The organism is Haemophilus parainfluenzae (assembly GCF_900450995.1).
Lineage (GTDB): Bacteria > Pseudomonadota > Gammaproteobacteria > Enterobacterales > Pasteurellaceae > Haemophilus_D > Haemophilus_D parainfluenzae_O.
In genome coordinates, this window is record NZ_UGHY01000002.1 from 92,844 (window position 1) to 117,589 (window position 24,746).

16 protein-coding genes, 4 tRNA genes, 3 rRNA genes and 3 pseudogenes are annotated in these 24,746 nt (G+C 41.1%); 8 read left to right on the plus strand and 18 right to left on the minus strand.

Annotation, left to right across the window (positions count from 1 at the left end):
• Positions 1-65 precede the first annotated feature (65 nt).
• Positions 66-698 (minus strand): 23S rRNA (uridine(2552)-2'-O)-methyltransferase RlmE, encoded by a 633-nt coding sequence (rlmE, locus tag DX522_RS00540; protein WP_005697532.1) that lies wholly within the window; start codon positions 696-698, stop codon positions 66-68.
• 166 nt (positions 699-864) lie between these two features.
• Here rlmE and yhbY point away from each other — a divergent pair, with 166 nt between their 5' ends.
• Positions 865-1,164 (plus strand): ribosome assembly RNA-binding protein YhbY, encoded by a 300-nt coding sequence (gene yhbY / locus DX522_RS00545; RefSeq protein WP_115179448.1) that lies wholly within the window; start codon positions 865-867, stop codon positions 1,162-1,164.
• 31 nt (positions 1,165-1,195) lie between these two features.
• Here yhbY and greA read toward each other — a convergent pair whose 3' ends face one another.
• Positions 1,196-1,672, minus strand: a complete 477-nt coding sequence (greA, locus tag DX522_RS00550; protein WP_005697514.1) for a transcription elongation factor GreA — start codon at positions 1,670-1,672, stop codon at positions 1,196-1,198.
• Positions 1,673-1,824: 152 nt separating this feature from the next.
• Between greA and dacB the strand changes: the two are divergent.
• Positions 1,825-3,263, plus strand: a pseudogene (dacB, locus tag DX522_RS00555) (serine-type D-Ala-D-Ala carboxypeptidase).
• A 125-nt stretch (positions 3,264-3,388) separates the two neighbouring features.
• Here dacB and purF read toward each other — a convergent pair.
• From purF to yfbV, 3 genes are all read right to left on the minus strand, one after another.
• Positions 3,389-4,906 carry an amidophosphoribosyltransferase gene (purF, locus tag DX522_RS00560; protein WP_115179449.1) on the minus strand — a complete coding sequence of 506 codons (1,518 nt, stop codon included), beginning with the start codon at positions 4,904-4,906 and terminating at the stop codon, positions 3,389-3,391.
• 14 nt (positions 4,907-4,920) lie between these two features.
• Complete coding sequence (locus tag DX522_RS00565) at positions 4,921-5,412, minus strand: CvpA family protein (RefSeq protein WP_115179450.1); 492 nt, start codon at positions 5,410-5,412, stop codon at positions 4,921-4,923.
• Positions 5,413-5,516: 104 nt separating this feature from the next.
• Entirely contained in the window at positions 5,517-5,963 is a 447-nt protein-coding gene (gene yfbV / locus DX522_RS00570; RefSeq protein WP_115179451.1) for a terminus macrodomain insulation protein YfbV, read from the minus strand.
• 220 nt (positions 5,964-6,183) lie between these two features.
• On the opposite strand from yfbV, the gene DX522_RS00575 reads away from it, so the two are divergent.
• From DX522_RS00575 to pta, 3 genes and pseudogenes are all read left to right on the plus strand, one after another.
• Positions 6,184-7,389, plus strand: a complete 1,206-nt coding sequence (locus DX522_RS00575; RefSeq protein ID WP_075915853.1) for an acetate kinase — start codon at positions 6,184-6,186, stop codon at positions 7,387-7,389.
• 64 nt (positions 7,390-7,453) lie between these two features.
• A pseudogene (locus DX522_RS12020) lies at positions 7,454-7,777 on the plus strand (AAA family ATPase); the annotation flags it as partial.
• Between the two features lie 30 nt (positions 7,778-7,807).
• Complete coding sequence (pta, locus tag DX522_RS00580) at positions 7,808-8,905, plus strand: phosphate acetyltransferase (protein ID WP_374057329.1); 1,098 nt, start codon at positions 7,808-7,810, stop codon at positions 8,903-8,905.
• An 87-nt stretch (positions 8,906-8,992) separates the two neighbouring features.
• Here the strand turns inward: pta and rnd are convergent, their stop codons facing one another.
• The 13 genes and pseudogenes from rnd to wecA all read right to left on the minus strand — a co-directional run bounded on the left by rnd (position 8,993) and on the right by wecA (position 22,038).
• Entirely contained in the window at positions 8,993-10,144 is a 1,152-nt protein-coding gene (rnd, locus tag DX522_RS00585) for a ribonuclease D (protein WP_115179453.1), read from the minus strand.
• 69 nt (positions 10,145-10,213) lie between these two features.
• A complete protein-coding gene (fadD, locus tag DX522_RS00590) occupies positions 10,214-11,902 on the minus strand; it encodes a long-chain-fatty-acid--CoA ligase FadD (RefSeq protein ID WP_115179454.1) in 1,689 nt (562 codons plus the stop codon).
• 45 nt (positions 11,903-11,947) lie between these two features.
• Entirely contained in the window at positions 11,948-12,490 is a 543-nt protein-coding gene (locus DX522_RS00595) for a Slp family lipoprotein (protein ID WP_115179455.1), read from the minus strand.
• 20 nt (positions 12,491-12,510) lie between these two features.
• Positions 12,511-13,221, minus strand: a complete 711-nt coding sequence (gene tsaB, locus DX522_RS00600) for a tRNA (adenosine(37)-N6)-threonylcarbamoyltransferase complex dimerization subunit type 1 TsaB (protein WP_115179456.1) — start codon at positions 13,219-13,221, stop codon at positions 12,511-12,513.
• A gap of 2 nt (positions 13,222-13,223) precedes the next feature.
• Positions 13,224-15,145 (minus strand): annotated as a pseudogene (locus DX522_RS00605) (ATP-dependent DNA helicase).
• A gap of 122 nt (positions 15,146-15,267) precedes the next feature.
• Positions 15,268-15,383: ribosomal RNA gene (gene rrf, locus DX522_RS00610) — 5S ribosomal RNA — on the minus strand.
• Between the two features lie 149 nt (positions 15,384-15,532).
• Positions 15,533-18,426: ribosomal RNA gene (locus DX522_RS00615) — 23S ribosomal RNA — on the minus strand.
• 181 nt (positions 18,427-18,607) lie between these two features.
• A tRNA-Glu gene (locus tag DX522_RS00620) sits at positions 18,608-18,683 on the minus strand.
• A 112-nt stretch (positions 18,684-18,795) separates the two neighbouring features.
• A 16S ribosomal RNA gene (locus tag DX522_RS00625) occupies positions 18,796-20,334 on the minus strand.
• Together the 16S, 23S and 5S rRNA genes with 4 tRNA genes alongside form the textbook arrangement of a ribosomal RNA operon.
• Before the next feature lie 172 nt (positions 20,335-20,506).
• Positions 20,507-20,583, minus strand: a tRNA-Pro gene (locus tag DX522_RS00630).
• 24 nt (positions 20,584-20,607) lie between these two features.
• Positions 20,608-20,683: transfer RNA gene (locus tag DX522_RS00635), tRNA-His, on the minus strand.
• 30 nt (positions 20,684-20,713) lie between these two features.
• Positions 20,714-20,790 (minus strand) — tRNA-Arg (locus DX522_RS00640).
• Positions 20,791-20,973: 183 nt separating this feature from the next.
• Positions 20,974-22,038, minus strand: a complete 1,065-nt coding sequence (gene wecA, locus DX522_RS00645; protein WP_049365564.1) for a UDP-N-acetylglucosamine--undecaprenyl-phosphate N-acetylglucosaminephosphotransferase — start codon at positions 22,036-22,038, stop codon at positions 20,974-20,976.
• A 121-nt stretch (positions 22,039-22,159) separates the two neighbouring features.
• Here wecA and hemL point away from each other — a divergent pair, with 121 nt between their 5' ends.
• The 3 genes from hemL to DX522_RS00660 all read left to right on the plus strand — a co-directional run bounded on the left by hemL (position 22,160) and on the right by DX522_RS00660 (position 24,689).
• Complete coding sequence (gene hemL, locus DX522_RS00650) at positions 22,160-23,443, plus strand: glutamate-1-semialdehyde 2,1-aminomutase (protein WP_111316099.1); 1,284 nt, start codon at positions 22,160-22,162, stop codon at positions 23,441-23,443.
• Positions 23,444-23,511: 68 nt separating this feature from the next.
• A complete protein-coding gene (locus DX522_RS00655; RefSeq protein ID WP_115179457.1) occupies positions 23,512-23,886 on the plus strand; it encodes a transposase in 375 nt (124 codons plus the stop codon).
• Positions 23,883-24,689 (plus strand): IS3 family transposase, encoded by an 807-nt coding sequence (locus tag DX522_RS00660; protein ID WP_262054123.1) that lies wholly within the window; start codon positions 23,883-23,885, stop codon positions 24,687-24,689. The genes DX522_RS00655 and DX522_RS00660 overlap by 4 nt, the downstream gene beginning before the upstream one ends.
• Positions 24,690-24,746: the final 57 nt, after the last annotated feature.

The following is a 24,746-nucleotide window of genomic DNA, read 5'->3' on the forward strand; positions in this document are numbered from 1 at the left end:
TTAATTAAAATTAAACGAGATACTATCTCATCCCCGACATAATGAAAAGCTATCAAAGCAATTATCTATTCGCCTTTATAACCGCTTGCTACAATATAAACTTCGCGAGAACGCCCACGAGAGGCCTCAGGCTTACGCACTTTTACAACACTAAAGAGTGAACGTATTTCGCGCAGATACTCGTCAAAACCTTCTCCTTGGAATACTTTGACCACAAAACTGCCTTTTTTTGCCAAAACTTGCTTACACATATCCAAAGCCAGTTCAACTAAATACATTGCACGAGGAATGTCAACAGATGGCATACCACTAAAATTTGGCGCCATATCAGACATCACGACATCAACTTTTGCTTCACCAACTCGTTCTAATAATGCATTCAGCACATTTTCGTCACGAAAATCGCCTTGCAAGAAATCCACGCCGACAATTGGATTCATATCCAAAATATCACAAGCAATCACTCGGCCCTTTCCACCGATTTGGCTCACAACATATTGTGACCAACCACCTGGTGCGGCACCGAGATCCACCACAGTCATTCCCGGTTTAAACAATTTATCCGTTTGTTGAATTTCATCTAACTTAAAGTAAGCACGTGAGCGTAATTTTTGTTTATGTGCTTTCTGAACAAACGGATCTTTAAAATGTTCGTTTAGCCAACGAGAAGAACTCGCCGAACGTTTTTTCTTTCCCATAATCTCTTTCTTTTGTACTATTTTTTGTAGTAGTTTCGTCTATATTTGGGTACAATCTGCCAAATTCAAGGCTAGACTTACCAAAAAGTGCTGAAAAACCACGTTTTTTCTGACCGCTCTTTTCGGTCTTTTTATGATTCATATTCATCTATTTAAAGGATTCCTTATGACAATATTATCAACAAAACAAAAACAATTTTTAAAAGGACTCGCTCATCACCTTAGCCCTGTCGTCATGCTTGGCGGTAACGGCTTAACCGAAGGGGTATTGGCCGAAATCGATAATGCGTTAAATCATCACGAATTAATCAAAGTAAAAATTGCTGGCGCAGATCGCGAAACCAAACAATTAATTATTGATGCGATTGTTCGTGAAACCAAATCATCTAACATTCAAACCATCGGACATGTTTTGGTGCTTTATCGACCAAGCGAGGAAGGTAAAATCCAGCTGCCTCGTAAATAATTGTTATCCCCTCAATTTGAGGGGATGTTTTTTAGATGTAATTTACTTCAATAATCTCGAACTCAACCGTTCCACCTGGTGTGGTAATATTCACGGTATCATCCAACTCTTTCCCTACCAAGCCACGAGCAATCGGTGAATTCACAGAAATCAAACCTGATTTAATATCTGCCTCATCATCGCCCACAATTTGGTAAGTAACTTCTTCATCAGTATCGGTATTAACTAATACAACTGTCGCACCAAAAATAACTTTTCCGTTATTCGGTAATTTAGTGACATCGATAACCTGACAATTTGCAAGTTTGCTTTCAATTTCTTGAATGCGTCCTTCGCAAAAACCTTGTTGTTCACGCGCAGCGTGATATTCTGCATTTTCTTTTAAGTCACCATGCTCACGTGCTTCAGCAATCGCCTTGATAATTTCAGGGCGACGCTCATTTTTTAAGAAATCTAATTCTTGGCGTAATAGCTCCGCACCGCGCACGGTCATTGGAATTTGTTTCATTCTTTTTCCTTAAAATTTGGTAAAAACAAAACCACGACAACGTCTTGCAACCTTGCCGCAGCCAATGAAAAATAAAAAATGATTTACTCTCTTGAGTTCGGAGCTTATTATTATTCGTCTTGAGAAAAATAGCAACCATAACAGAACTAAAAATGACTAAAAAATCTTCTATTTCGACCGCACTTAAAGCGGCATTTATCACACTCGGCTTTTCTTTTTCTGCTATGGCTGAAGTTAATGTGGCTTCTATTACCCAATACCTACCTGAAGGTGCTTCTGCCAGTATCATTGCCAAAAACCTCAATAAAGATCAAATTATCGCAGACTACAATGGTTCAACATTTATGTTGCCTGCCAGTACGCAAAAAGTTTTCACAGCTGTCGCCGCTAAATTAGTATTAGGCGATGCCTTTCAATTTGAAACATCACTTTTAAGTAACGGAAAGATTCAGAATAATGTTTTAGAAGGCGATCTTGTTGTGCAATTTACTGGCGATCCTGATCTAACCAGTGGACAACTTTATAGCCTATTAGCAAATTTAAAGAACCAAGGCATTCAGAAAATTAATGGTGATCTTATTTTAGATACCTCTGTATTTTCGAGCCATGATCGTGGGTTAGGTTGGATTTGGAACGATCTTACAATGTGCTTTAACTCCCCTCCTGCTGCAGCAAATATCGATAATAACTGTTTTTATGCCGAGTTAGATGCAAATCAACCTGTGGGTGAAACCGTCAAAATTAACGTTCCTGTTCAATTTCCTATTCAAGTTTTCGGACAAGTTTATATTGTGGATCAACAAGAAGCGGGTTATTGCCAGTTAGACGTTGTTGTTCATGACAATAATCGCTATCAAGTAAAAGGCTGTATTGCTCGCCAAAGTAAACCATTTGGGCTCAGCTTCGCTGTGCAAGATCCTGATGCCTACGCAGCCGCCATTATTCAACGTCAATTAAAACGTCTTGGTATTGAATTTACCGGTCAGGTAAAACAACCTCAAAAGCCACAGCAAGGGCAAAAACTCGCCCAGCATTTATCTAAACCGTTGCCTGAGCTATTGAAAAAAATGATGAAAAAATCGGATAACCAAATTGCCGATGCCTTATTTAGAGCGGTAGCCTACAACTACTATAAACGCCCTGCTTCATTCCAATTAGGTACATTGGCGGTTAAATCAGTATTACAAAAACAAGGTATTAAATTTGGTAACAGCATTTTAGCCGATGGTTCGGGCTTTCTCGTCATAATTTGGTTGCACCGAAAACCATGCTTTCTGTTTTGGAATACATTGCCAAAAATGAAGATAAATTACACTTAATGGAAACCTTTCCAATTGCAGGTGTAGACGGCACAATCAGTGGCCGTGGTAGCTTAATTAATCCACCACTAGTGAAAAACGTTATCGCTAAGACTGGCTCATTAAAAGGCGTTTATAACCTTGCCGGTTTTATGACCAATGCACGTGGTGAAAAAGTGGCTTTCGTTCAATTTATCAATGGCTATTCAACCGGTGATTTAGAAAGTAAAACAAAACGTGCTCCACTTGTGCAATTTGAGAGCGCACTTTATAACGATCTTTATAAAGACTAAAACGCATTAAAAATGATCGCACTTTGAATACATTAAGTGCGGTTATTTTTCTTTATATTTTCATCAAAAAGAAAAAGCACTAAACATTTCATTAAATTTAGTGCTTTTTACGATCTTAAATGTGCTTAACCTTCATTATGAATTTCAAGATTGCTTGCATCTTTTTCCCGTTTTTTCTTTGCTGGATCATTACGTTGAGAAGCGATGCTATCAAGGTATTCTGGTGTGATATCGCCAGTGATATATTCACCAGTAAAGACTGAACAATCAAAGCCTTGAATGGTTGGATTTTCTTGGCGTACTGATTCTGTCAGTGCTTCAAGATCTTGGAAAACCAATTTATCTACACCAATCAATTTCGCAATTTCATCAACATTACGGCCATAGGCAATGAGTTCTCGTTTTGTTGGCATATCAATGCCGTACACATTCGGGTAACGAATTTCTGGCGCGGCTGATGCAAAGTAAATTTTCTTCGCACCTGCTGCTCTAGCCATACTCACAATTTGTTCGGATGTTGTACCACGAACAATGGAATCATCGACTAATAACACATTTTTATCTTTAAATTCTGCTTTAATCGTATTGAGCTTACGACGGACTGAACTAATACGTTGTGCTTGTCCAGGCATAATAAATGTACGACCAACATAGCGATTTTTCACAAAACCTTGACGGTAAGGTTTATCTAAGATTTTCGCAATCTGTAACGCAATGTCTGTTGAAGTTTCTGGTACTGGAATAACAACATCAATGTTATCAGCTTCCTCAACCCATTCTTTTGCAATTTTTTTACCTAAATGTTCGCCCATGTGAACACGTGCGGCATAGACAGACACTCCGTCTATTGTTGAATCAGGACGAGCAAAGTACACGTATTCAAAAATGCACGGATTTAAGACCGCACTTTCTGCACACTGCTCAGCATAAAGCTGGCCATCAAAGGTCACATAAATCGCTTCGCCTGGCGCAACATCACGCACTAATTCAAAACCTGCGACGTCTAATGCCACACTTTCAGAGGCAAACATATATTCCACAGAACCATTTTCTTCTCGTTTACCTAACACGAGTGGACGAATACCAAACGGATCGCGAAATGCTACCATGCCATGTCCAATAATCATTGCTAAGCATGCGTAAGCACCACGAATATCTTTGTGTGTCGCACGAATTGCATTAAAAATATCTTGCGGATCGAGATGGTATTTATTCACTCTATCCAAATGATTCGCAAGAATATTGAGAAGAAGTTCTGAATCCGAATTGGTATTTATATGACGACGCGCTTCTTTAAATAATTTATCTTTTAATTCGGTTGAGTTGGTTAAGTTACCATTGTGAACAAGGGTTAAACCATAAGGTGAGTTAACATAGAAAGGCTGAGCTTCAGATACACTTGAACTGCCGGCGGTTGGATAACGTACATGTCCTAGGCCTGCGTGACCTTGTAAACGTAACATATGCTCTTGTCTGAACACATCGCTTACAAGACCATTAGCCTTACGCAAACGGAAGCGGTTTTCATCATCGATTGTGACAATCCCCGCCGCATCTTGACCTCGATGCTGTAATAACGTTAATGCTGCATAAATGGATTCATTAACCGGATTTTGGCTAACGATACCGACAATTCCACACATACTGATTGACTACCTTATTGTTTAAAAGTTGAGTTTAAAAAACTAGAACTTGCTTGTAGTTGTTGGAAAAACCATTCAATAATAAAGCCGAAATGAGGAATTAATTTTGATTCTTTCCACCAATCGGTTTGTTCAAAGTTAGTGAAGGTATCCAAGAAGAATAAGATCGCAGCAACGATTAACGCCCCACGAATTAAGCCAAATGCCGCACCGAGAACACGATCTGTTCCGGTAAGTCCTGTTTTATCCACTAATTGGCTAATCACATAATTAACAATGCCGCCTACAATTAGGGTTAAAACAAATAAAATGCCGATTGCCGTGCCGTTACGCACGTAGTCAGATTCAATTTGAGTAAGATAGGTGGCGAGATAAGGATAAAATTGGCTCGCGACAATAAATGCAACGACCCAGCTTACAAGGGACATCACCTCTCGCACAAATCCACGTAATAAACTCACGATAATCGAAAATGCGATGATGCCAATGATAATATAATCAATCATTAAATAGTCTCTCAATTAAAAAGGGTCGCCATTGCGACCGCAGTATTCTACATAAAAAAATACAAAAGGAAAACGTTTGCCTCAATTAAATTTGAAGCAATTAGCTAAATTTCTTGCCAAAATGCTTTATCCAATTTTTGCTGTGCCTTTTGTAATACTTCTGCCAAGTGCTGATATGTCGGTTTATCTTGCACAGTTGGCAAACTTTCATGTTGTTTTCTCAAACGCTCACTAATCTCATAAAACCACTGAGAACTTTGCGGTTCTAAGGGTAATTTTGCTCGTTTCCCCAACCAATATAAACCTTGAAATGGCATCGCTAACGCACAAAGTGCGGTCAAAATAGCAAGCGAAAATGCAGTAAGATCTGCTTTGGCATAAAGTTGCTGCCAGACCACCGCAAACACTGCCATAAAAGGCATAAATTTTTGCGCAAATTTTGTGGCTTTAATAATGCGATTTTCGGGAAAAATCATGCCGAGCTTCGCTTCTAGTGGCCACGTTTGCAAATAAATTTGCCCTTGTTTTAAAGTTGAAAAAAATGATGACATGAAAACATCCTTGAAAATAACCGCACTTATAATACTCTAGTTTAGGTTTAATTGTCATCCCCAACTAGAAATTGTTGAAATTTTCAACTTTTCTAATAAAAGATCGTATTTTACCCTCCAGTTAATTTATTTTATATGCTAAAAGGTGTATTCTATATAGGATTTATACTCCGTTCTTTTGAATGGATTTTTATTAACCTCAATCAAAAATAGGGTTCCTATGTCAAAACTTGTTCTCATCCTTAACTGTGGTAGTTCTTCATTAAAATTTGCAATCCTTGATCCTGCAACAGGTGAAGAAAAATTATCAGGCTTAGCAGAAGCATTTTATCTTCCTGAAGCTCGTATCAAATGGAAACTTAACGGAGAAAAAGGTAGCGCAGATTTAGGTGCTGGTGCAGCGCACACTGAGGCGCTTAACTTTATCGCATCAAATATTATGACTGATGAGCTGAAAAACTCTATCACCTCGATTGGTCACCGTATCGTTCACGGTGGTGAGAAATACACTCAATCTGTTGTTGTAACAGATGAGGTAGTTAAAGGTATTGAAGATGCGGCACAATTTGCTCCACTTCACAACCCTGCTCACTTAATCGGTATCCGTGAAGCATTTAAAACATTCCCACACTTAAAAGATAAGAACGTTGTCGTATTTGATACAGCATTCCACCAAACCATGCCAGAAGAAGCATATCTATATGCACTTCCATACTCACTTTACAAAGAACATGGTGTACGTCGCTATGGTGCACACGGTACTAGCCACTACTTCGTTTCTCGTGAAGTCGCTGAATACGTAGGCAAACCAGCAGACCAAGTAAACGCAATCATCTGTCACTTAGGCAACGGTGGTTCTGTTTCTGTAGTTCGTAACGGTAAATGTATCGACACATCTATGGGTTTAACCCCGTTAGAAGGTTTAGTCATGGGTACACGTTGTGGTGACATCGACCCTGCAATCGTTTTCTACCTATACAAAAACTTAGGCATGTCAATGGATCAAATCGAAGAGACCTTAGTGAAAAAATCAGGTCTTTTAGGTTTAACTGAAGTAACGAGCGACTGTCGTTATGCAGAAGATAACTACGACGATGCATCTAAACCAGAAGCAAAACGTGCATTAGATGTTTACAGCTACCGTTTAGCAAAATACATCGGTGCATACATGGCTGTTTTAGGTGATGATCACTTAGATGCGATTGCTTTCACTGGTGGTATTGGTGAGAACTCAGCACACGTTCGTGAATTAGCATTAAATCACTTGAAATTATTTGGTATTAAAGTGGATAACGAACGCAATCTTGCTGCTCGCTTTGGCAAATCAGGCGTAATCACTGCTGATGACTCTGCATTCAAAGCGATCGTTCTTCCAACTAACGAAGAATTAGTAATTGCACAAGATACAGCACGTTTAGCGGGCTAATCAACTTTCTTCAAACCTGCTGAGAAATCAGCAGGTTTTTTCATTCATTAAAAGGTATATCAAAATGACCAAAGCAGTTATTCTTATTCCAACTAGCGCAGAAGCAAATTTAGCGGCAGCATTAGACGCAGCTAAAACAACAGGCGCTGTCGTATTCAATGCAGTAGAAGATGTAAAAGCCGCTCAAACATTAATCGCAAATAATCAAAAAGACGTGTTATTAGAAAAAATTGTTGCTGATTTCCAAGCATTAAATGCAAATTTAGTGGTTGTTAAAGGTGTTCAACCTTCAGCTCAAGCGCCTTTTGCAAATAGCCTAAACTTCGCGATTGCACAAACTTTAGATGCTCAAATTATCTTAGTGGCAAATAATGAAGAAGGCACATTAGTAGAAGCCGTTGCTTCAGAATTTGGCGGTGTGAACAACTCTGAAATCTTAGGTGTATTTGGTGCACAAGCAAGCAAAATTAAAACCTTAGATGCACAAGCATTAGCGAATTCAATCTCTGCACCACTTTCTCGTGAAGCACGTATTTCTCCAGCCGCATTCCGTTTCAAATTAACTGATTTAGCACGCAAAGCAGGTAAAACCATCGTATTACCAGAAGGTGATGAACCTCGTACTGTTAAAGCGGCAGCAATCTGTGCTGAACGTGGTATCGCAAAATCGGTATTATTAGCGGCTCCTGAATCAGTGAAAAAAGTTGCGGCAGAACAAGGCGTGACTTTAGGTGCTGATGTAACAATCATCAATCCAGCTGACGTACGCGAAAACTACGTTGCTCGTTTGGTTGAATTACGTAAATCTAAAGGTTTAACTGAAGAACAAGCGCGTGCACAATTAGAAGACACCGTTGTATTAGGTACGATGATGTTAGAAGCGGGCGAAGTAGATGGTTTAGTCTCTGGTGCCGTTCACACCACGGCAAATACGATTCGTCCACCGATGCAAATCATCAAAACAGCACCAGGTAGCTCAATTATCTCGTCTGTATTCTTCATGTTATTACCAGACCAAGTATTAGTATATGGAGACTGTGCAGTAAACCCAGAACCAACCGCTGAACAACTGGCTGAAATCGCAATTCAATCTGCTGAATCAGCAAAAGCATTTGGTTTAAATCCGAAAGTCGCAATGCTTTCTTACTCAACCGGTACTTCTGGTTCAGGTCAATCTGTAGAGAAAGTGAAAGAAGCTACGCGTATTGCACAAGAAAAACGTCCTGACTTATTAATTGATGGCCCATTACAATACGATGCGGCAGTGATGAAAGACGTGGCTGCTTCTAAAGCACCAAACTCTAAAGTGGCAGGTCAAGCAAACGTCTTTGTATTCCCTGATATCAACGCAGGTAACATCGGCTATAAAGCGGTACAACGTTCTGCTGATTTAGTGGCTGTAGGCCCAATGCTTCAAGGCATGCGTAAACCGGTTAATGATTTATCTCGTGGTGCATTAGTGGATGATATCATCTACACCATCGCATTAACTGCGATCCAAGCAACACAAGCTTAATTAAAGCCTTTGTTGTAAAACACTAAAGAAAATAACCGCACTTTTGATAATTCAAAGTGCGGTTATTTTTAGGATTGTTTTTAATGGCTACTCTACAGATTTTAAGCATTCAACCAGCTTCAAGCCAATCTCTCTTCGCCACCCTAAAAGTAAATCAGGCTGTTTGGTCATATCTTCATTTTTTAGCCAGACCCATTTAATGAGATCTTCTAAATTTCGTTTACTTGCCAGAATATCAAGAGTTAACCCTTTTGGTGTCAGTTCATAGGCTTTTTCTTGTAACAATCGAATTGCCTTTTTATAACGAGGATCATCCACAATACGCACTAAACGCTTAGGGTAATCATAAGGTGAAATTCGGCGGCTTTGTGCTAATAATTGAAGCATTTTTTTGCCGCGTACACGCACTTCATTTTCAGATAATCCAAGCGCTAGCATTTCTGATGTATTACGAGGATTGTTTTTTGCCACTTTCCAAAGGTTATCCGACTTCACCACATAAGAAAGGGCTAAATTTCGTGCCATTGCCGTTTCTTGTCGCCATTTGGCCAATAGCTGTAAACGCGCTAATTCGAGCGGATTCAATTTCCAAACATTTGGAATCTCTAAATAGGCTTTGTCTGGATCGCGATCATCTAATTTACTGGTTTTCGCGATCGCAAGCTGGCAATCATCAATTACTGCTTGAGGCCAAGGTGATTGCGCTAATTCTATTTGCATTTTTTGATAGACCGGCAAGAGATACCATACATCCCCTGCAGCATATTGTAGCTGTACGGGGGAAAGTGGTCGTTTTAGCCAGTTTGTACGTGTTGCCCCTTTATCCATTTCAACGTCCAAATAATGCAACACAAGTTTGGCCAGGCCTGCTGAATTAGCAAAACCTAAAAAACGCGCCATGATTTGCGTATCCATCATAGGTTGTGGAAGTGCATCAAACTCTTGTAAGAAAACCAATAAATCTTCATTACAAGCATGCAAAATTTTTATCACCTGCTGATCGCGTAATAATTCTACAAAAGGTGAAAAATCACTAATGGATAAAGGATCGATCAATGAAACACGATCACCATCATAAAGTTGAATTAATCCTAATTTAGGATAATAGGTCGATACCCGCATAAATTCGGTATCTAAAGCGACCGCACTTTGCTGACGCGCTAATTGGCAAACCTGAGCGAGCTCTTCATTATTTTGAATTAATATAAAGTGCGGTTGATTTTGGCATTCTTTTATCATTGTAATAGGATGTATTTTCAAATAGAGGTAAAGACTAAACAGGGATATGAGTACATATCCCTGATTTAATTAGTGTTGTGAGCGTTTTGCTATTTCTTCATCACGCAGTACGCGTCGTAAAATTTTGCCTACATTACTTTTCGGTAATTCATCCCGAAACTCAATATCTTTCGGGACTTTATAACCCGTGAGATGTTGTCTGCAATGTTGGCGTAATTCATCACGCGTGAGGCTATCATCTTTCTTCACAACAAAGATTTTGATGGTTTCTCCCGACACTTCATGTGGTACACCAATAGCGACCACTTCAGCGACTTTATAATTTAGCATCACCACATCTTCGATTTCATTTGGATAAACGTTGAAGCCTGAAACCAAGATCATGTCTTTTTTGCGGTCAACAATACGGAGGCTATAGCTCTCATCCATAATGACGATATCACCCGTTGCCATCCAACCATCTTGAAGCACTTCAGCAGTCGCTTCAGGACGTTGCCAATAGCCACGCATGACTTGTTCACCTTTAACCCAAAGCTCTCCAGCTTCACCAAGTTGTGCTTCTGAGCTATCATCTTTGATAATTTTAATATCGGTATTTGGCACAGGTACGCCAATTGTGCCATTGTGCTTCACTACATTAATTGGACAAGCAGCAATTAGCGGTGAACATTCTGTCATACCATAACCTTCAATGATGTTGCAGCCAGTTAAATCATGCCAACGCGTTGCGACCGATTGTTGGATCGCCATACCACCGCCAACAGAAAGTTTTAATCGTGAAAAATCCACTTCTTTGAAATTTTCATTATTAAGTAGCGCATTAAACAGGGTATTTACCCCTGTAATCGCTTCAAAACGGTATTTTTTGAGTTCTTTCACAAAGCCATCAATATCACGTGGATTCGTAATTAAGAGTGCGGTAACGCCAAGCTCTAAGAAAAGTAAACAGTTTACCGTTAAGGCAAAAACATGATAAAGCGGTAAAGCCAGTACGGCAATACGTTGCTTAGCATGATCGCCAATAAATGGCTCGGCAATCCACTTCGCTTGGAAAATATTGGTAATAATATTGCCATGTGTCAGCATTGCACCTTTAGCAACACCTGTTGTACCACCTGTATATTGTAAGAAGGCTAAATCTTCACGCTCCACTTGTGGACGAACATATTGGCGATATTTACCAATACTTAACACTTCACGGAAAGTCACTGCATTCGGTAATTTATATTTTGGCACTAACTTTTTGACATATTTCACGACAAAATTGACCAAATTACGCTTACCAAAAGAAAGTTGGTCACCCATTCTTGTCAAAATCACGTGTTTTACTTTAGTGTTAAACACGATTTTTTCTAAGGTTGAGGCGAAGTTTGAAACAACAACAATCGCCGTTGCACCGCTATCTTGTAACTGATGTTCTAATTCACGTGGGGTATAAAGTGGATTGACGTTTACGACAACTAAGCCCGCACGTAAAATGCCAAAAAGTGCAATAGGATACTGCAATAAATTCGGCATCATAAGTGCAACACGCTCGCCTCGTTTTAATTTCAATTCATTTTGTAAATATGCAGCAAATGCACGGCTTCGCTCTTCTAATTTACGAAAAGTTAGCACTTGTCCCATATTGATATATGCGGGACGATCTGGATGCTCACGAATTGCCTTATCTAAAATATCGAGAATTGAATCATACTTTGATGTATCCAGTGTAGTTGGTGAATCTTCTGGATAATTTTGAAACCAAACTTTTTCCATTTTTATCCTTATTCTTTGGAAATTTTTCTTAATTTTATCATTTAGTTAATAGAGATAATAGCGAATTTCAGGCTCGCCATACCAATAATACGGCCGTCTACCGAAAAAGCCCCAATCATCCCACATATCATCTGGATAATAATAGCTTTGCGAAATATTCCAGACACGATAATGATTGGTTTTAATAACTGGATAAATATAATTGGCTTGATCGACCTTGCCTTGTTCTGTTTTCAGCAAGGTACCACCAATTGTAATAAATTGATCTTTTAAGCTTTCTGGCTCCACAAAACCATCAAGATAAGCGATAAAACGTCCATTAGGTTGTTCATCAATCATAGGTTTTGCTGAAGTTGAATAAACCGGATAGCTTAATACTTCAATTTTAGTTTTATTCGGCAAGGCTTGTGCGGTTAATACTTTTCCACCCAAGCGTATTGATTTGCACTGACAGCTATAATCACTCGGTTGAATTGAAGATAATGATTTTAAAGTAAACTGCTCTTTTTCCAGCCCTTTCGGCGCATTGACACATCCCACTAATGTGGCCGAAAGTGCGGTCAAAACTAAGATCGTTTTTTTATTCATCTTCAACTCCTTTTTGAAAATTATTCACGCCCAGGTAATTTTTTCCAAGTTACTTCATTACGCAAATAAACCGGTTCAATTTCTAAGGCGGATATGATTTTATTCTGAGCATAATCTGTTAAAGCAAGCTCAAGCATATATTGTGCAGAAGGTAAAATAATATCACTCCCTTCTAAACCACTGTCTTTAAATTGAGGATACGCTGCCCAACCTGTTCCGACTCGATAGGTGGTTAAATCTGAAAGCTGTTCAAGCGCTTTTTCAGGTTGGCAAACTTGTTCTTCTATAACAGGATTCCATTGAAAAAACTCACCCAATTCTGACCGCATTTTTTCTCGTTTTACTTGAGAAAAATAAACTTCATTCATTCTCGCATCAATGGCAGCTACCACATTTTCAGCTTGATGTAATTCAAATGCAGCCTGCGCCATTGCTGTTAAATTTGATACAGCAATAACAGGTAAATCAGCACCAAATGCAAGCCCTTGAGCAATCCCTGCGCCGACACGGACACCAGTAAAACTACCAGGACCTCGTCCAAATGCTAACGCATCTACTTGCTTCAAATTGATGCCAGAATTAGCGAGCAACTCATCAATCATTGGAAGAATACGTTTTGTGTGTGTACGTTCTGCTAATTCATCTAAGTGTGTTTTTTCGCCTTTATGCCAAAGTGCAACAGAACAGGCTTCTGTTGAAGTATCAAGTGCTAATAAGGTGATATTTTTCATTATTAATCCATTTTCTCATTTTGTAAGAATTGTACCACTTTGTTGAGATCTCGGGTACGGGTTGAATTAGGTAAACTTTTTAGAAAGGTTTCGCCGTAATTTCGCATAACAAGACGATTATCACAAATAATTACCGCACCACGATCTGTGACATCTCGAATTAGGCGTCCTACACCTTGTTTCAGCGTAATAACCGCTTCAGGGATCTGTATATCATTAAATGGATCGCCTCCTTGCAATCGGCAATCTTCAATGCGTGCTTTTAGTAAAGGTTCATCTGGCGCAGTAAAAGGCAATTTATCAATAATGACTAATGATAACGCATCACCACGAACATCCACACCTTCCCAAAAGCTCGAGGTTGCAACTAGCACGCTGTGGGTTTCATGAATAAATTGTTCGAGTAATTTGGCTTTAGGCATTTCACCTTGTAATAAGATAGAAAGCTCGCTATTTTCTCTAAAATACTCTGCCAAGCCTCTCATCATTAAATAAGAAGTACAAAGCACAAAGCATCGCCCCTTATTCGCTTCAATGATAGGCAACAACATTTCACCAAGAGCTTGTAACGTATTATTTTGATTCGTTGCTGGTAAATAACGTGGCACGCAAAGTAGCGATTGATTAGGATAATCAAAAGGGCTGTGAAGAATTTTTTGTTCTGCTTCCTCAATACCAAGTCGCTGACAGAAATGATTAAAAGTGCCGCCAACTTCAAGAGTCGCAGAGGTGAAAATCCAAGCTGCTTCTTTATTATTTAGCTGTTCGCCAAATTTATCTGCGACAGTAAGTGGCGTAATATGCACACCAAATTGTCGCCCCATACTTTCGTACCAATAACAATAGCCAACAATGGCCGTATCACAAAGACGAATTAATTGATTATTTATACTTTCAGTGCGTTCAAAAATACTATCCAAAGTCTGAGAGCGACCTAATGCAATCTTGATAACTTCAGAAAGAAACTCAATTTTTTCTTGTAATAATTCAACCGATTTTTTAACAGCACTTTGCTTAAATAGCTCACGCCAATTTCCTCGCTGATTTCCTTCCCAAGAAGAAGGCGAAAATCCTGAATAACTTTAAGCAATGTATCTGCAGTAGTGCCAAGCTGCGGCATATCTTTCAATTCTGTTCGATAAACAATATTGATATCTTTACATAAATCAAATAGCTGGCGAGAAGTTAATGATTGTCCAAAATACTGGCTTGCAATATCGGGAAGTTGATGTGCTTCGTCAAAGATGATGACTTCTGCATTGGGAATAAGCTCACCAAAGCCACTTTCTTTTACCGCCATATCAGCAAAGAAAAGATGATGATTTACTACGACAAGATCCGCATTTAGCGCTTTTTTACGAGCTTGTGCCACATAGCATTCAGCGTAGTTAGGACAATCTGTTCCTAAACAACTTTCTGCCGTACTCGTCAATTGAGGCAAAATTGGGCTATCTTCAGCCAATTCAATACATTCTGTTAAATCACCTGTTTTCGTTGCATTATTCCATTTTCTTACTTTACTTAAATCGGCTAAAATAGATTTATCCCCAAGCACACCTTGAGCAATTACTTGATCCAGTCGTTCCAAACATAAGTAATTGGATCGACCTTTCAATAATGCAATTTTTCCAGAATAATTTAAGGCTTTTTTTATGGCAGGTAGATCTCTTGAAAAGAGTTGATCTTGTAGATTTTTAGAGCCGGTTGAAATAATCGTTTTCTTTCCTGCAATAAGTGCTGGTGCTAAATAAGCAAAAGTCTTTCCAGTACCCGTTCCAGCTTCTACAACAAGCGGTCGCTTATTTTGAATAGCATATCCTACTGATTGAGCCATTTCGAGCTGTTCTGCTCGAGGCTTAAATCCTTTGATATTCTTACTCAATTCACCATCACTGGAAAAAATCTTACTTATCTGTTTTTTCATAATTATTGCTATCTAGAAATAGGCGAAGATTTTATCATTATTAGACTCATTTATGTATGAATTCTAATATTTTATATAAAACAAAAACCCCAAGCTCTTCAGCTCGGGGTTCTACATTCAGTACCTGGCGGTGTCCTACTCTCACATGGGGAAGCCCCACACTACCATCGGCGCATCGGCGTTTCACTTCTGAGTTCGGTATGGGGTCAGGTGGGACCACCGCTCTATCGCCGCCAGGATTATTCCTTTAATAACTTCTATTTTCTCTCTGCTCCGCTATCTCTAGCGTCTCACAACCAAACAAGCTGATTCACCTTCAATACTTTCTCTTTCTTCTCTGAGTTTCGTCTTTGTATCATTACAACACCCAAAACCCTTGAGCGTTGTATAGTTAAGCCTCTCGGGCAATTAGTACATGTTAGCTCAACGGCTCGCACCGCTTACACACCATGCCTATCTACGTCTTAGTCTTAAACAACCCTTACAGATTTATAATCTGGGAGAACTCATCTCTTGGCAAGTTTCGTGCTTAGATGCTTTCAGCACTTATCTCTTCCGCACTTAGCTACCCGGCAATGCGTCTGGCGACACAACCGGAACACCAGTGGTGCGTCCACTCCGGTCCTCTCGTACTAGGAGCAGCCCCAATCAATTCTCCAACGCCCACGGCAGATAGGGACCGAACTGTCTCACGACGTTCTAAACCCAGCTCGCGTACCACTTTAAATGGCGAACAGCCATACCCTTGGGACCTACTTCAGCCCCAGGATGTGATGAGCCGACATCGAGGTGCCAAACACCGCCGTCGATATGAACTCTTGGGCGGTATCAGCCTGTTATCCCCGGAGTACCTTTTATCCGTTGAGCGATGGCCCTTCCATTCAGAACCACCGGATCACTATGACCTACTTTCGTACCTGCTCGACTTGTCTGTCTCGCAGTTAAGCTTGCTTATACCATTGCACTAACCTGACGATGTCCGACCGTCATTAGCAAACCTTCGTGCTCCTCCGTTACTCTTTGGGAGGAGACCGCCCCAGTCAAACTACCCACCAGACACTGTCCGAGACCACGTTTCGTAATCTTCGTTAGAACATCAAACGTTAAAGGGTGGTATTTCAAGGACGACTCCATAATCACTGGCGTGACTACTTCTAAGTCTCCCACCTATCCTACACATCAAAATTCAATGTTCAGTGTCAAGCTATAGTAAAGGTTCACGGGGTCTTTCCGTCTAGCCGCGGGTACACCGCATCTTCACGGCGATTTCAATTTCACTGAGTCTCGGGTGGAGACAGCCTGGCCATCATTATGCCATTCGTGCAGGTCGGAACTTACCCGACAAGGAATTTCGCTACCTTAGGACCGTTATAGTTACGGCCGCCGTTTACTGGGGCTTCGATCAGGAGCTTCTCTTTCGATTACACCATCAATTAACCTTCCAGCACCGGGCAGGCATCACACCCTATACGTCCACTTTCGTGTTTGCAGAGTGCTGTGTTTTTAATAAACAGTTGCAGCCAGCTGGTATCTTCGACCGGTTCAACCTTCGCCCGCGAGGGACTACAATCTACGCCGGCGCACCTTCTCCCGAAGTTACGGTGCTATTTTGCCTAGTTCCTTCACCCGAGTTCTCTCAAGCGCCTGAGTATTCTCTACCTGACCACCTGTGTCGGTTTTCAGTACGGTTTAGTAAAGCCTTTCGCTTAGTGGCTTTTCCTGGAAGTGTGGTATCAGTTACTTCAACTCCGTAGAGCCTCGTCATCATCTCTCAGTGTTAAGGAAGTCCGGATTTGCCTAAACTTCCCACCTACCAACTTAAACGCACATATCCAACAGTGCGATAACCTAACCTACTCCGTCCCCACATCGCAGCTTTACCAAGTACAGGAATATTAACCTGTTTCCCATCGACTACGCTCTTCAGCCTCGCCTTAGGGGCCGACTCACCCTGCCCGATTAACGTTGGACAGGAACCCTTGGTCTTCCGGCGAACGGGTTTTTCACCCGTTTTATCGTTACTTATGTCAGCATTCGCACTTGTGATACGTCCAGCATGCTTCTCAACACACCTTCATCCGCTTACACAACGCTCCCCTACCCAACAGACTTTCGTCTGATGCCGCAGCTTCGGTGCTATATTTGAGCCCCGTTACATCTTCCGCGCAGGCCGACTCGACTAGTGAGCTATTACGCTTTCTTTAAATGATGGCTGCTTCTAAGCCAACATCCTAGCTGTCTAAGCCTTCCCACTTCGTTTCCCACTTAATATAGACTTTGGGACCTTAGCTGGCGGTCTGGGTTGTTTCCCTCTCCACGACGGACGTTAGCACCCGCCGTGTGTCTCCTGAGTATCACTCTTCGGTATTCGTAGTTTGCATCGGGTTGGTAATCCGGGATGGACCCCTAGCCGAAACAGTGCTCTACCCCGAAGGTGTCCGCTCAAGGCTCTACCTAAATAGATTTCGGGGAGAACCAGCTATCTCCCGGTTTGATTGGCCTTTCACCCCAGCCACAAGTCATCCGCTAATTTTTCAACATTAGTCGGTTCGGTCCTCCAGTTAGTGTTACCCAACCTTCAACCTGCCCATGGCTAGATCACCGGGTTTCGGGTCTATACCTTGCAACTAGACGCCCAGTTAAGACTCGGTTTCCCTTCGGCTCCCCTATTCGGTTAACCTCGCTACAAAATATAAGTCGCTGACCCATTATACAAAAGGTACGCAGTCACCCTTTCAGGCTCCCACTGCTTGTACGTACAAGGTTTCAGGTTCTATTTCACTCCCCTCACCGGGGTTCTTTTCGCCTTTCCTTCACAGTACTGGTTCACTATCGGTCAATCAGGAGTATTTAGCCTTGGAGGATGGTCCCCCCATCTTCAAACAGGATATCACGTGTCCCGCCCTACTTATCGTTAGCTTAGTACCATAACCTGGACTTCGAGTACGGGGCTATCACCCTGTATCGCCAAGCTTCCCAGCTTGTTCCTCTGTCTCTGTCATTATCACTAACAGGCTCCTTCGCGTTCGCTCGCCGCTACTGACGAAATCTCGGTTGATTTCTTTTCCTCGGGGTACTTAGATGTTTCAGTTCTCCCGGTTTGCCTCACTTACCTATGGATTCAGTAAGTGATAGTAGATTCTTCATCTACTGGGTTTCCCCATTCGGATATCTTGGATTAAACGCCTCTTATCGACTCATCCAAGCTTTTCGCAGATTAGCACGTCCTTCTTCGCCTCTGATTGCCAAGGCATCCACCTTGTACGCTTAGTCACTTAACTATACAACCTCAAAAATTCTTGATGTTGTGTTTTCAACTAAACACTTGATTGCTTTTGTTCAATCAAGATTTTATTCTTACTCAGACTTTTTCTTATCCTTAAAAGGACTTGAAAGTCTCTTCAGTTTTTCAGCTTGTTTCCTGGTTGTTAAAGAACAGAAGATAATAAAGTTATCTTTATTTGGCGTCCCCACGGGGATTCGAACCCCGGTTACCGCCGTGAAAGGGCGATGTCCTAGGCCTCTAGACGATGGGGACAACAAATAAAGATACTCTATCTTACATTTTGCTTACGCACTTTTCTCCCTTCATTCATTTTCTACAATATATCAATCAATCTGTGTGGACACTTATTGTCTCTCGTTTTTGGTAAGGAGGTGATCCAACCGCAGGTTCCCCTACGGTTACCTTGTTACGACTTCACCCCAGTCATGAATCATACCGTGGTAAACGCCCTCCAAAAGGTTAAGCTATCTACTTCTGGTACAACCCACTCCCATGGTGTGACGGGCGGTGTGTACAAGGCCCGGGAACGTATTCACCGCAACATTCTGATTTGCGATTACTAGCGATTCCGACTTCATGGAGTCGAGTTGCAGACTCCAATCCGGACTTAGACGTACTTTGTGAGATTCGCTCCAGCTCGCACTATCGCTTCCCTCTGTATACGCCATTGTAGCACGTGTGTAGCCCTACTCGTAAGGGCCATGATGACTTGACGTCATCCCCACCTTCCTCCGGTTTATCACCGGCAGTCTCCTTTGAGTTCCCGACCTAATCGCTGGCAACAAAGGATAAGGGTTGCGCTCGTTGCGGGACTTAACCCAACATTTCACAACACGAGCTGACGACAGCCATGCAGCACCTGTCTCAGAGCTCCCGAAGGCACCAATCCATCTCTGGAAAGTTCTCTGGATGTCAAGAGTAGGTAAGGTTCTTCGCGTTGCATCGAATTAAACCACATGCTCCACCGCTTGTGCGGGCCCCGTCAATTCATTTGAGTTTTAACCTTGCGGCCGTACTCCCCAGGCGGTCGATTTATCACGTTAGCTACGGGCGCCAAACTTAAAGCTCAACCCCCAAATCGACATCGTTTACAGCGTGGACTACCAGGGTATCTAATCCTGTTTGCTCCCCACGCTTTCGCACATGAGCGTCAGTACATTCCCAAGGGGCTGCCTTCGCCTTCGGTATTCCTCCACATCTCTACGCATTTCACCGCTACACGTGGAATTCTACCCCTCCCTAAAGTACTCTAGCGACCCAGTATGAAATGCAATTCCCAGGTTAAGCCCGGGGCTTTCACACCTCACTTAAGTCACCGCCTGCGTGCCCTTTACGCCCAGTTATTCCGATTAACGCTCGCACCCTCCGTATTACCGCGGCTGCTGGCACGGAGTTAGCCGGTGCTTCTTCTGTAGTTAACGTCAATCACCTAGTCTATTAAACTAAATGCCTTCCTCGCTACCGAAAGAACTTTACAACCCGAAGGCCTTCTTCATTCACGCGGCATGGCTGCGTCAGGGTTGCCCCCATTGCGCAATATTCCCCACTGCTGCCTCCCGTAGGAGTCTGGGCCGTGTCTCAGTCCCAGTGTGGCTGGTCATCCTCTCAGACCAGCTAGAGATCGTCGGCTTGGTGAGCCTTTACCTCACCAACTACCTAATCCCACTTGGGCTCATCCTATGGCATGTGGCCCGAAGGTCCCACACTTTAATCTTTCGATATTACGCGGTATTAGCTACAGTTTCCCGTAGTTATCCCCCTCCATAAGCTAGATTCCCAAGCATTACTCACCCGTCCGCCACTCGTCATCAAAGAAGCAAGCTTCTTTATGTTACCGTTCGACTTGCATGTGTTAAGCCTGCCGCCAGCGTTCAATCTGAGCCATGATCAAACTCTTCAATTCAAGTTCAATCGCTCAATACTGCTGACATAAAATGTCACTACTTAAAAAGTATTATGAATTTCTAGTTAGCACCTATTAAGACTTCAAAATTAAAATATATTTTTAAAACAAGTCAATCAACAAGTGCCCACACAGATTGTCTGATATATTGTTAAAGAGCAAAAAAATAAATTGGTCGGCGAGATAGGATTTGAACCTACGACCCACTGGTCCCAAACCAGTTGCGCTACCAAGCTGCGCTACTCGCCGTCAGATTTCTCAATTAAGAGAAAATGGGGTGGCTAATGGGATTCGAACCCACGACAACTGGAATCACAATCCAGGGCTCTACCAACTGAGCTATAGCCACCATTGATTAGTTGTTCATCGCATTGACTTCTGGCGCGCTCGACAAGATTCGAACTTGCGACCTTTGGCTCCGGAGGCCAACGCTCTATCCAACTGAGCTACGAACGCGTTACTGCGTCGTTGCAGGGGCGTATATTAATGATTTCCAAATATCTTGTCTAGCACTTTTTTGAAAAAAAATATCAAAAGATAAATTTTTGTTCAATTTGTATAGAATTTATTATGCATTCGTTTATTTTTAATGCTAAAACGTAAAAAAGGATAGCAAATTGCTATCCCTCTTTATTTAATCTATTGCTTATTACGACGTGCGCGACGTTTCATTCTTCGTACCCATCGGGTGATTTTCCATGCTTTTGTAATTGAATAAGCATAAAGGAAGAATAATACAATAAACGCAATAAACATTGCCCATTCATTAATATAGAAGACTTCGCCTAAAATCCCGATTGTGGCACAAATGGCCGCAAAGAAAGTAATTAATAAAAAGGCTTGGCGAGAGGTTAATCCAGCACGAACCATTAAGTGGTGTACGTGTAAGCGATCCGGACGGAATGGACTTTTTCCTTTGCGTAAACGGCGATAAATGATGGCCACCATATCAATTAAAGGAACAGCAATAATCCAAAGTGCGGTCACTGGATTCATCGGATGTCCTTTTCCTTGCGTACTTAAAAGTAAAATCCAAATAATCGTAAAGCCGATTAAAGTACTTCCAGCATCGCCCATAAACACTTTATATTTTGGTCCGAACGGAATCCCTAAGTTTAATAATAAATAAGGCAGAATCGCGACAATTAAACCAAAACTCCAATATGCCATATCCATTTGTCCATCACGGAACATCAAGATACCAATGGCAGCAAATGAAACAATAGACAACCCACCTAGCAATCCATCAATACCATCAATCATATTAAAGGCATTAATAATCGCGATTGTGGCAAATACGGTAATAATCAATCCGATAGAACCAAGTGTTAATTGGAATGGCCCGAGAATTTGACCTAAATGATCTAAATAAACATTACCTAAATCGATCATTAAAATCGCAAGCACTGCTTGAATTCCTGCACGCAAGAAAGGGCTAATATCAAAGCGGTCATCTAAGATACCGATTGCGAGCAGAATAAAGATACTGAATATATAAAGATAAGGTAAACGAAGTTGATCCCACTCCATTAAATAATAGCAAAGGTTTCCCATAAAAAGAGAAACACCGCCAATCAGTGGAATCGCACCTTGGTGACGCTTACGATAATTTGGTTTATCCACCAAGCCAATTTTATTCGCAATTGGTCGCATCACAATCAAGGTTAAAAATGCCCCTAAGAAAGTTACAATAAGACTTAGCATAGTTTGTATCCTAAAAATTTTTTGCAAAGGATAACATAAAGAAAAATCAGCACACAAAGATTTTTCTCAAATTCAGTTTTTTAGTACAATATGCCCACTTTTAATATAAGGATTAAAAATCATGACAAAATCAACCGCACTTTTCTCTCGTGCACAAGAAGTTATTCCTGGTGGCGTAAACTCCCCTGTTCGTGCTTTTAAAGGCGTAGGTGGCACACCCGTATTTATTCAAAAAGCCAAAGGCGCTTACATTTACGATACCGAAGGCAAACAATATATCGATTATGTAGGTTCTTGGGGGCCAATGATTTTAGGTCACAACCACCCTGCTATTTTGGATGCTGTATTAAAAGCAGCAGAAAATGGTTTGAGCTTTGGTGCACCAACACCATCTGAAATTGATTTAGCGGAATTGGTCTGTGAAATTGTGCCATCAATTGAAATGGTTCGTATGGTGAGTTCAGGTACTGAGGCAACCATGACTGCTATTCGTCTTGCGCGTGGTTATACAAATAGAAGCAAAATCTTAAAATTTGAAGGTTGTTACCACGGCCATTCTGATTCACTTCTAGTAAAAGCAGGTTCGGGCGCGTTAACACTTGGTCAACCAAGCTCACCAGGTGTGCCTGAAGATTTTGCAAAACATACTTTAACCGCAGAATATAACAATCTTGATTCTGTTAAAAAATTATTTGAAGAATTCCCTAACGACATTGCTTGTGTGATTATTGAACCTGTTGCAGGCAACATGAACTGTATTCCGCCAAAAGAAGGATTTTTACAAGGCATTCGTGAAATCTGTGATCAATATGGTGCACTTTTCATTATTGATGAAGTCATGACGGGTTTCCGTGTTTCACTTGCAGGCGCACAAGCTTACTATGGTGTAACACCTGATCTCACCACATTAGGTAAAGTCATTGGCGGCGGTATGCCAGTGGGTGCTGTTGGCGGTAAAAAAGTGATTATGCAACACCTCGCACCAACCGGTCCTGTTTATCAAGCAGGTACTCTTTCTGGTAACCCGATTGCAATGGCTGCCGGTTTAGCCTGTTTAACCGAATTGAAAAAAGCAGGTAACGAACAGCACCTTGCAGAATTAACCATTAAACTTTGTGACGGCTTAAAAGCATTAGCTCAAAAACACAATGTGCCATTTGTGATTAATCATGTAGGCGGCATGTTTGGTATTTTCTTCACTGACCAAAAACAAGTTACCTCTTATGCAGAAGTCATGAAATGTGATACCGAAAAATTCAAAGTGTTCTTCCATAAAATGCTCGATCAAGGCGTTTATCTTGCGCCTTCAGCTTTTGAAGCAGGCTTTATGTCTTTAGCACATACAAATGAAGACATTGAAAAAACGCTTGCTGCCGCTGATATTGCATTTGCCGCAGTGGCTTAAAATATAAAAAAGTGCGGTTAAATTGATCTGCACCCCAAAACCTGGACACCTAATTTGAGGTGCAGATTATGTCCTACCCTTATCAATTTCGTTTGAAAATTATCAAACTCGTCACCGAACAGGATTATGGTATCCGTGAGGTGGCTAAACTTCATCAAATTTCCCACGCTCTCGTCATTTATTGGCTAAAAGCATTTCGGGAAAGAGGGCTTGATGGCGTAAAATCGCCTTATAAAAACCTTCAAACACCGAAAATAGCGAAGCCAAAGATGAAAAAGAAAGACATTGAAATTCCAGAAACCACAGACTTTTCACCTAAAGCGTTTAAAAAGTTACAACGAGAGCTCGCCTTGGCTCGTGCGGAGATTGCTTACCTAAAGGAGTTGGAGAAGCTCGACCGTCAAAAACAACGACAGAAAAAAGAAAAATCATTGAAAGATTGAAGCCAAACTATGCATTAAATAATTTACTTAGTGTGGCTAAAATGCCTCGCTCAAGCTTTTACTATAAAGAGGTTAAGCGAAATTATCACGAGGTAAAAGAGGCTATCTTATCGCTGTATAAAAAGAACAGAAAACGAGATGGTTATCGCCCCATGACGTTTAAATTACGCCAAATGGGTTTTAATTTGAATCATAAAACGGTGTTAAAGCTGATGAACGAGTTAGGTATTCATTCCATTTTACGCAAGAAAAGACATGGAAAACGTGGAAAAACATCGCATATTGCCCCGAATTTGCTGAATCGTGATTTTACAGCAACGGCACTCAATCAAAAATGGGTAACGGATGTAACGGAATTTCATGTTGGTCAAGAAACGCTTTATTTTTCACCGTTGATGGACTTGGCTAACCGAGAAATTATTGCCTATAACTTTGCGACACGCCCGAAGTTTTCATTGGTAAAAAAGATGTTAGAACAAGGGCTTAGTCGGCTTAAACCGACAGAATGCCCGATTATTCATAGTGACCAAGGTGTATTGTATGGCACGGCGGAATGGGTGAAAATGTTGGAAGGTAAAGCGGTTCAAAGTATGAGTCACCGAGGAAATTGCTACGATAATGCGGTGATTGAAAGTTTTTTTGCGATACTAAAATCAGAGTGTTTTTACTCTCGGACTTATCATTCAATTGCTGAATTACAGGCTGAAATTGAAGAATATTTAGTGTATTACAACCAAAAATGCATTAAACTTGCTTTCAAAGGATTGAGCCCAGTGCAATACCGAGCTCAATATTTAAGTTAACTAACCTGTCCAACTTTTTGGGGCAGATCACTTAACAAATTACTGGCGCGCGTTCTT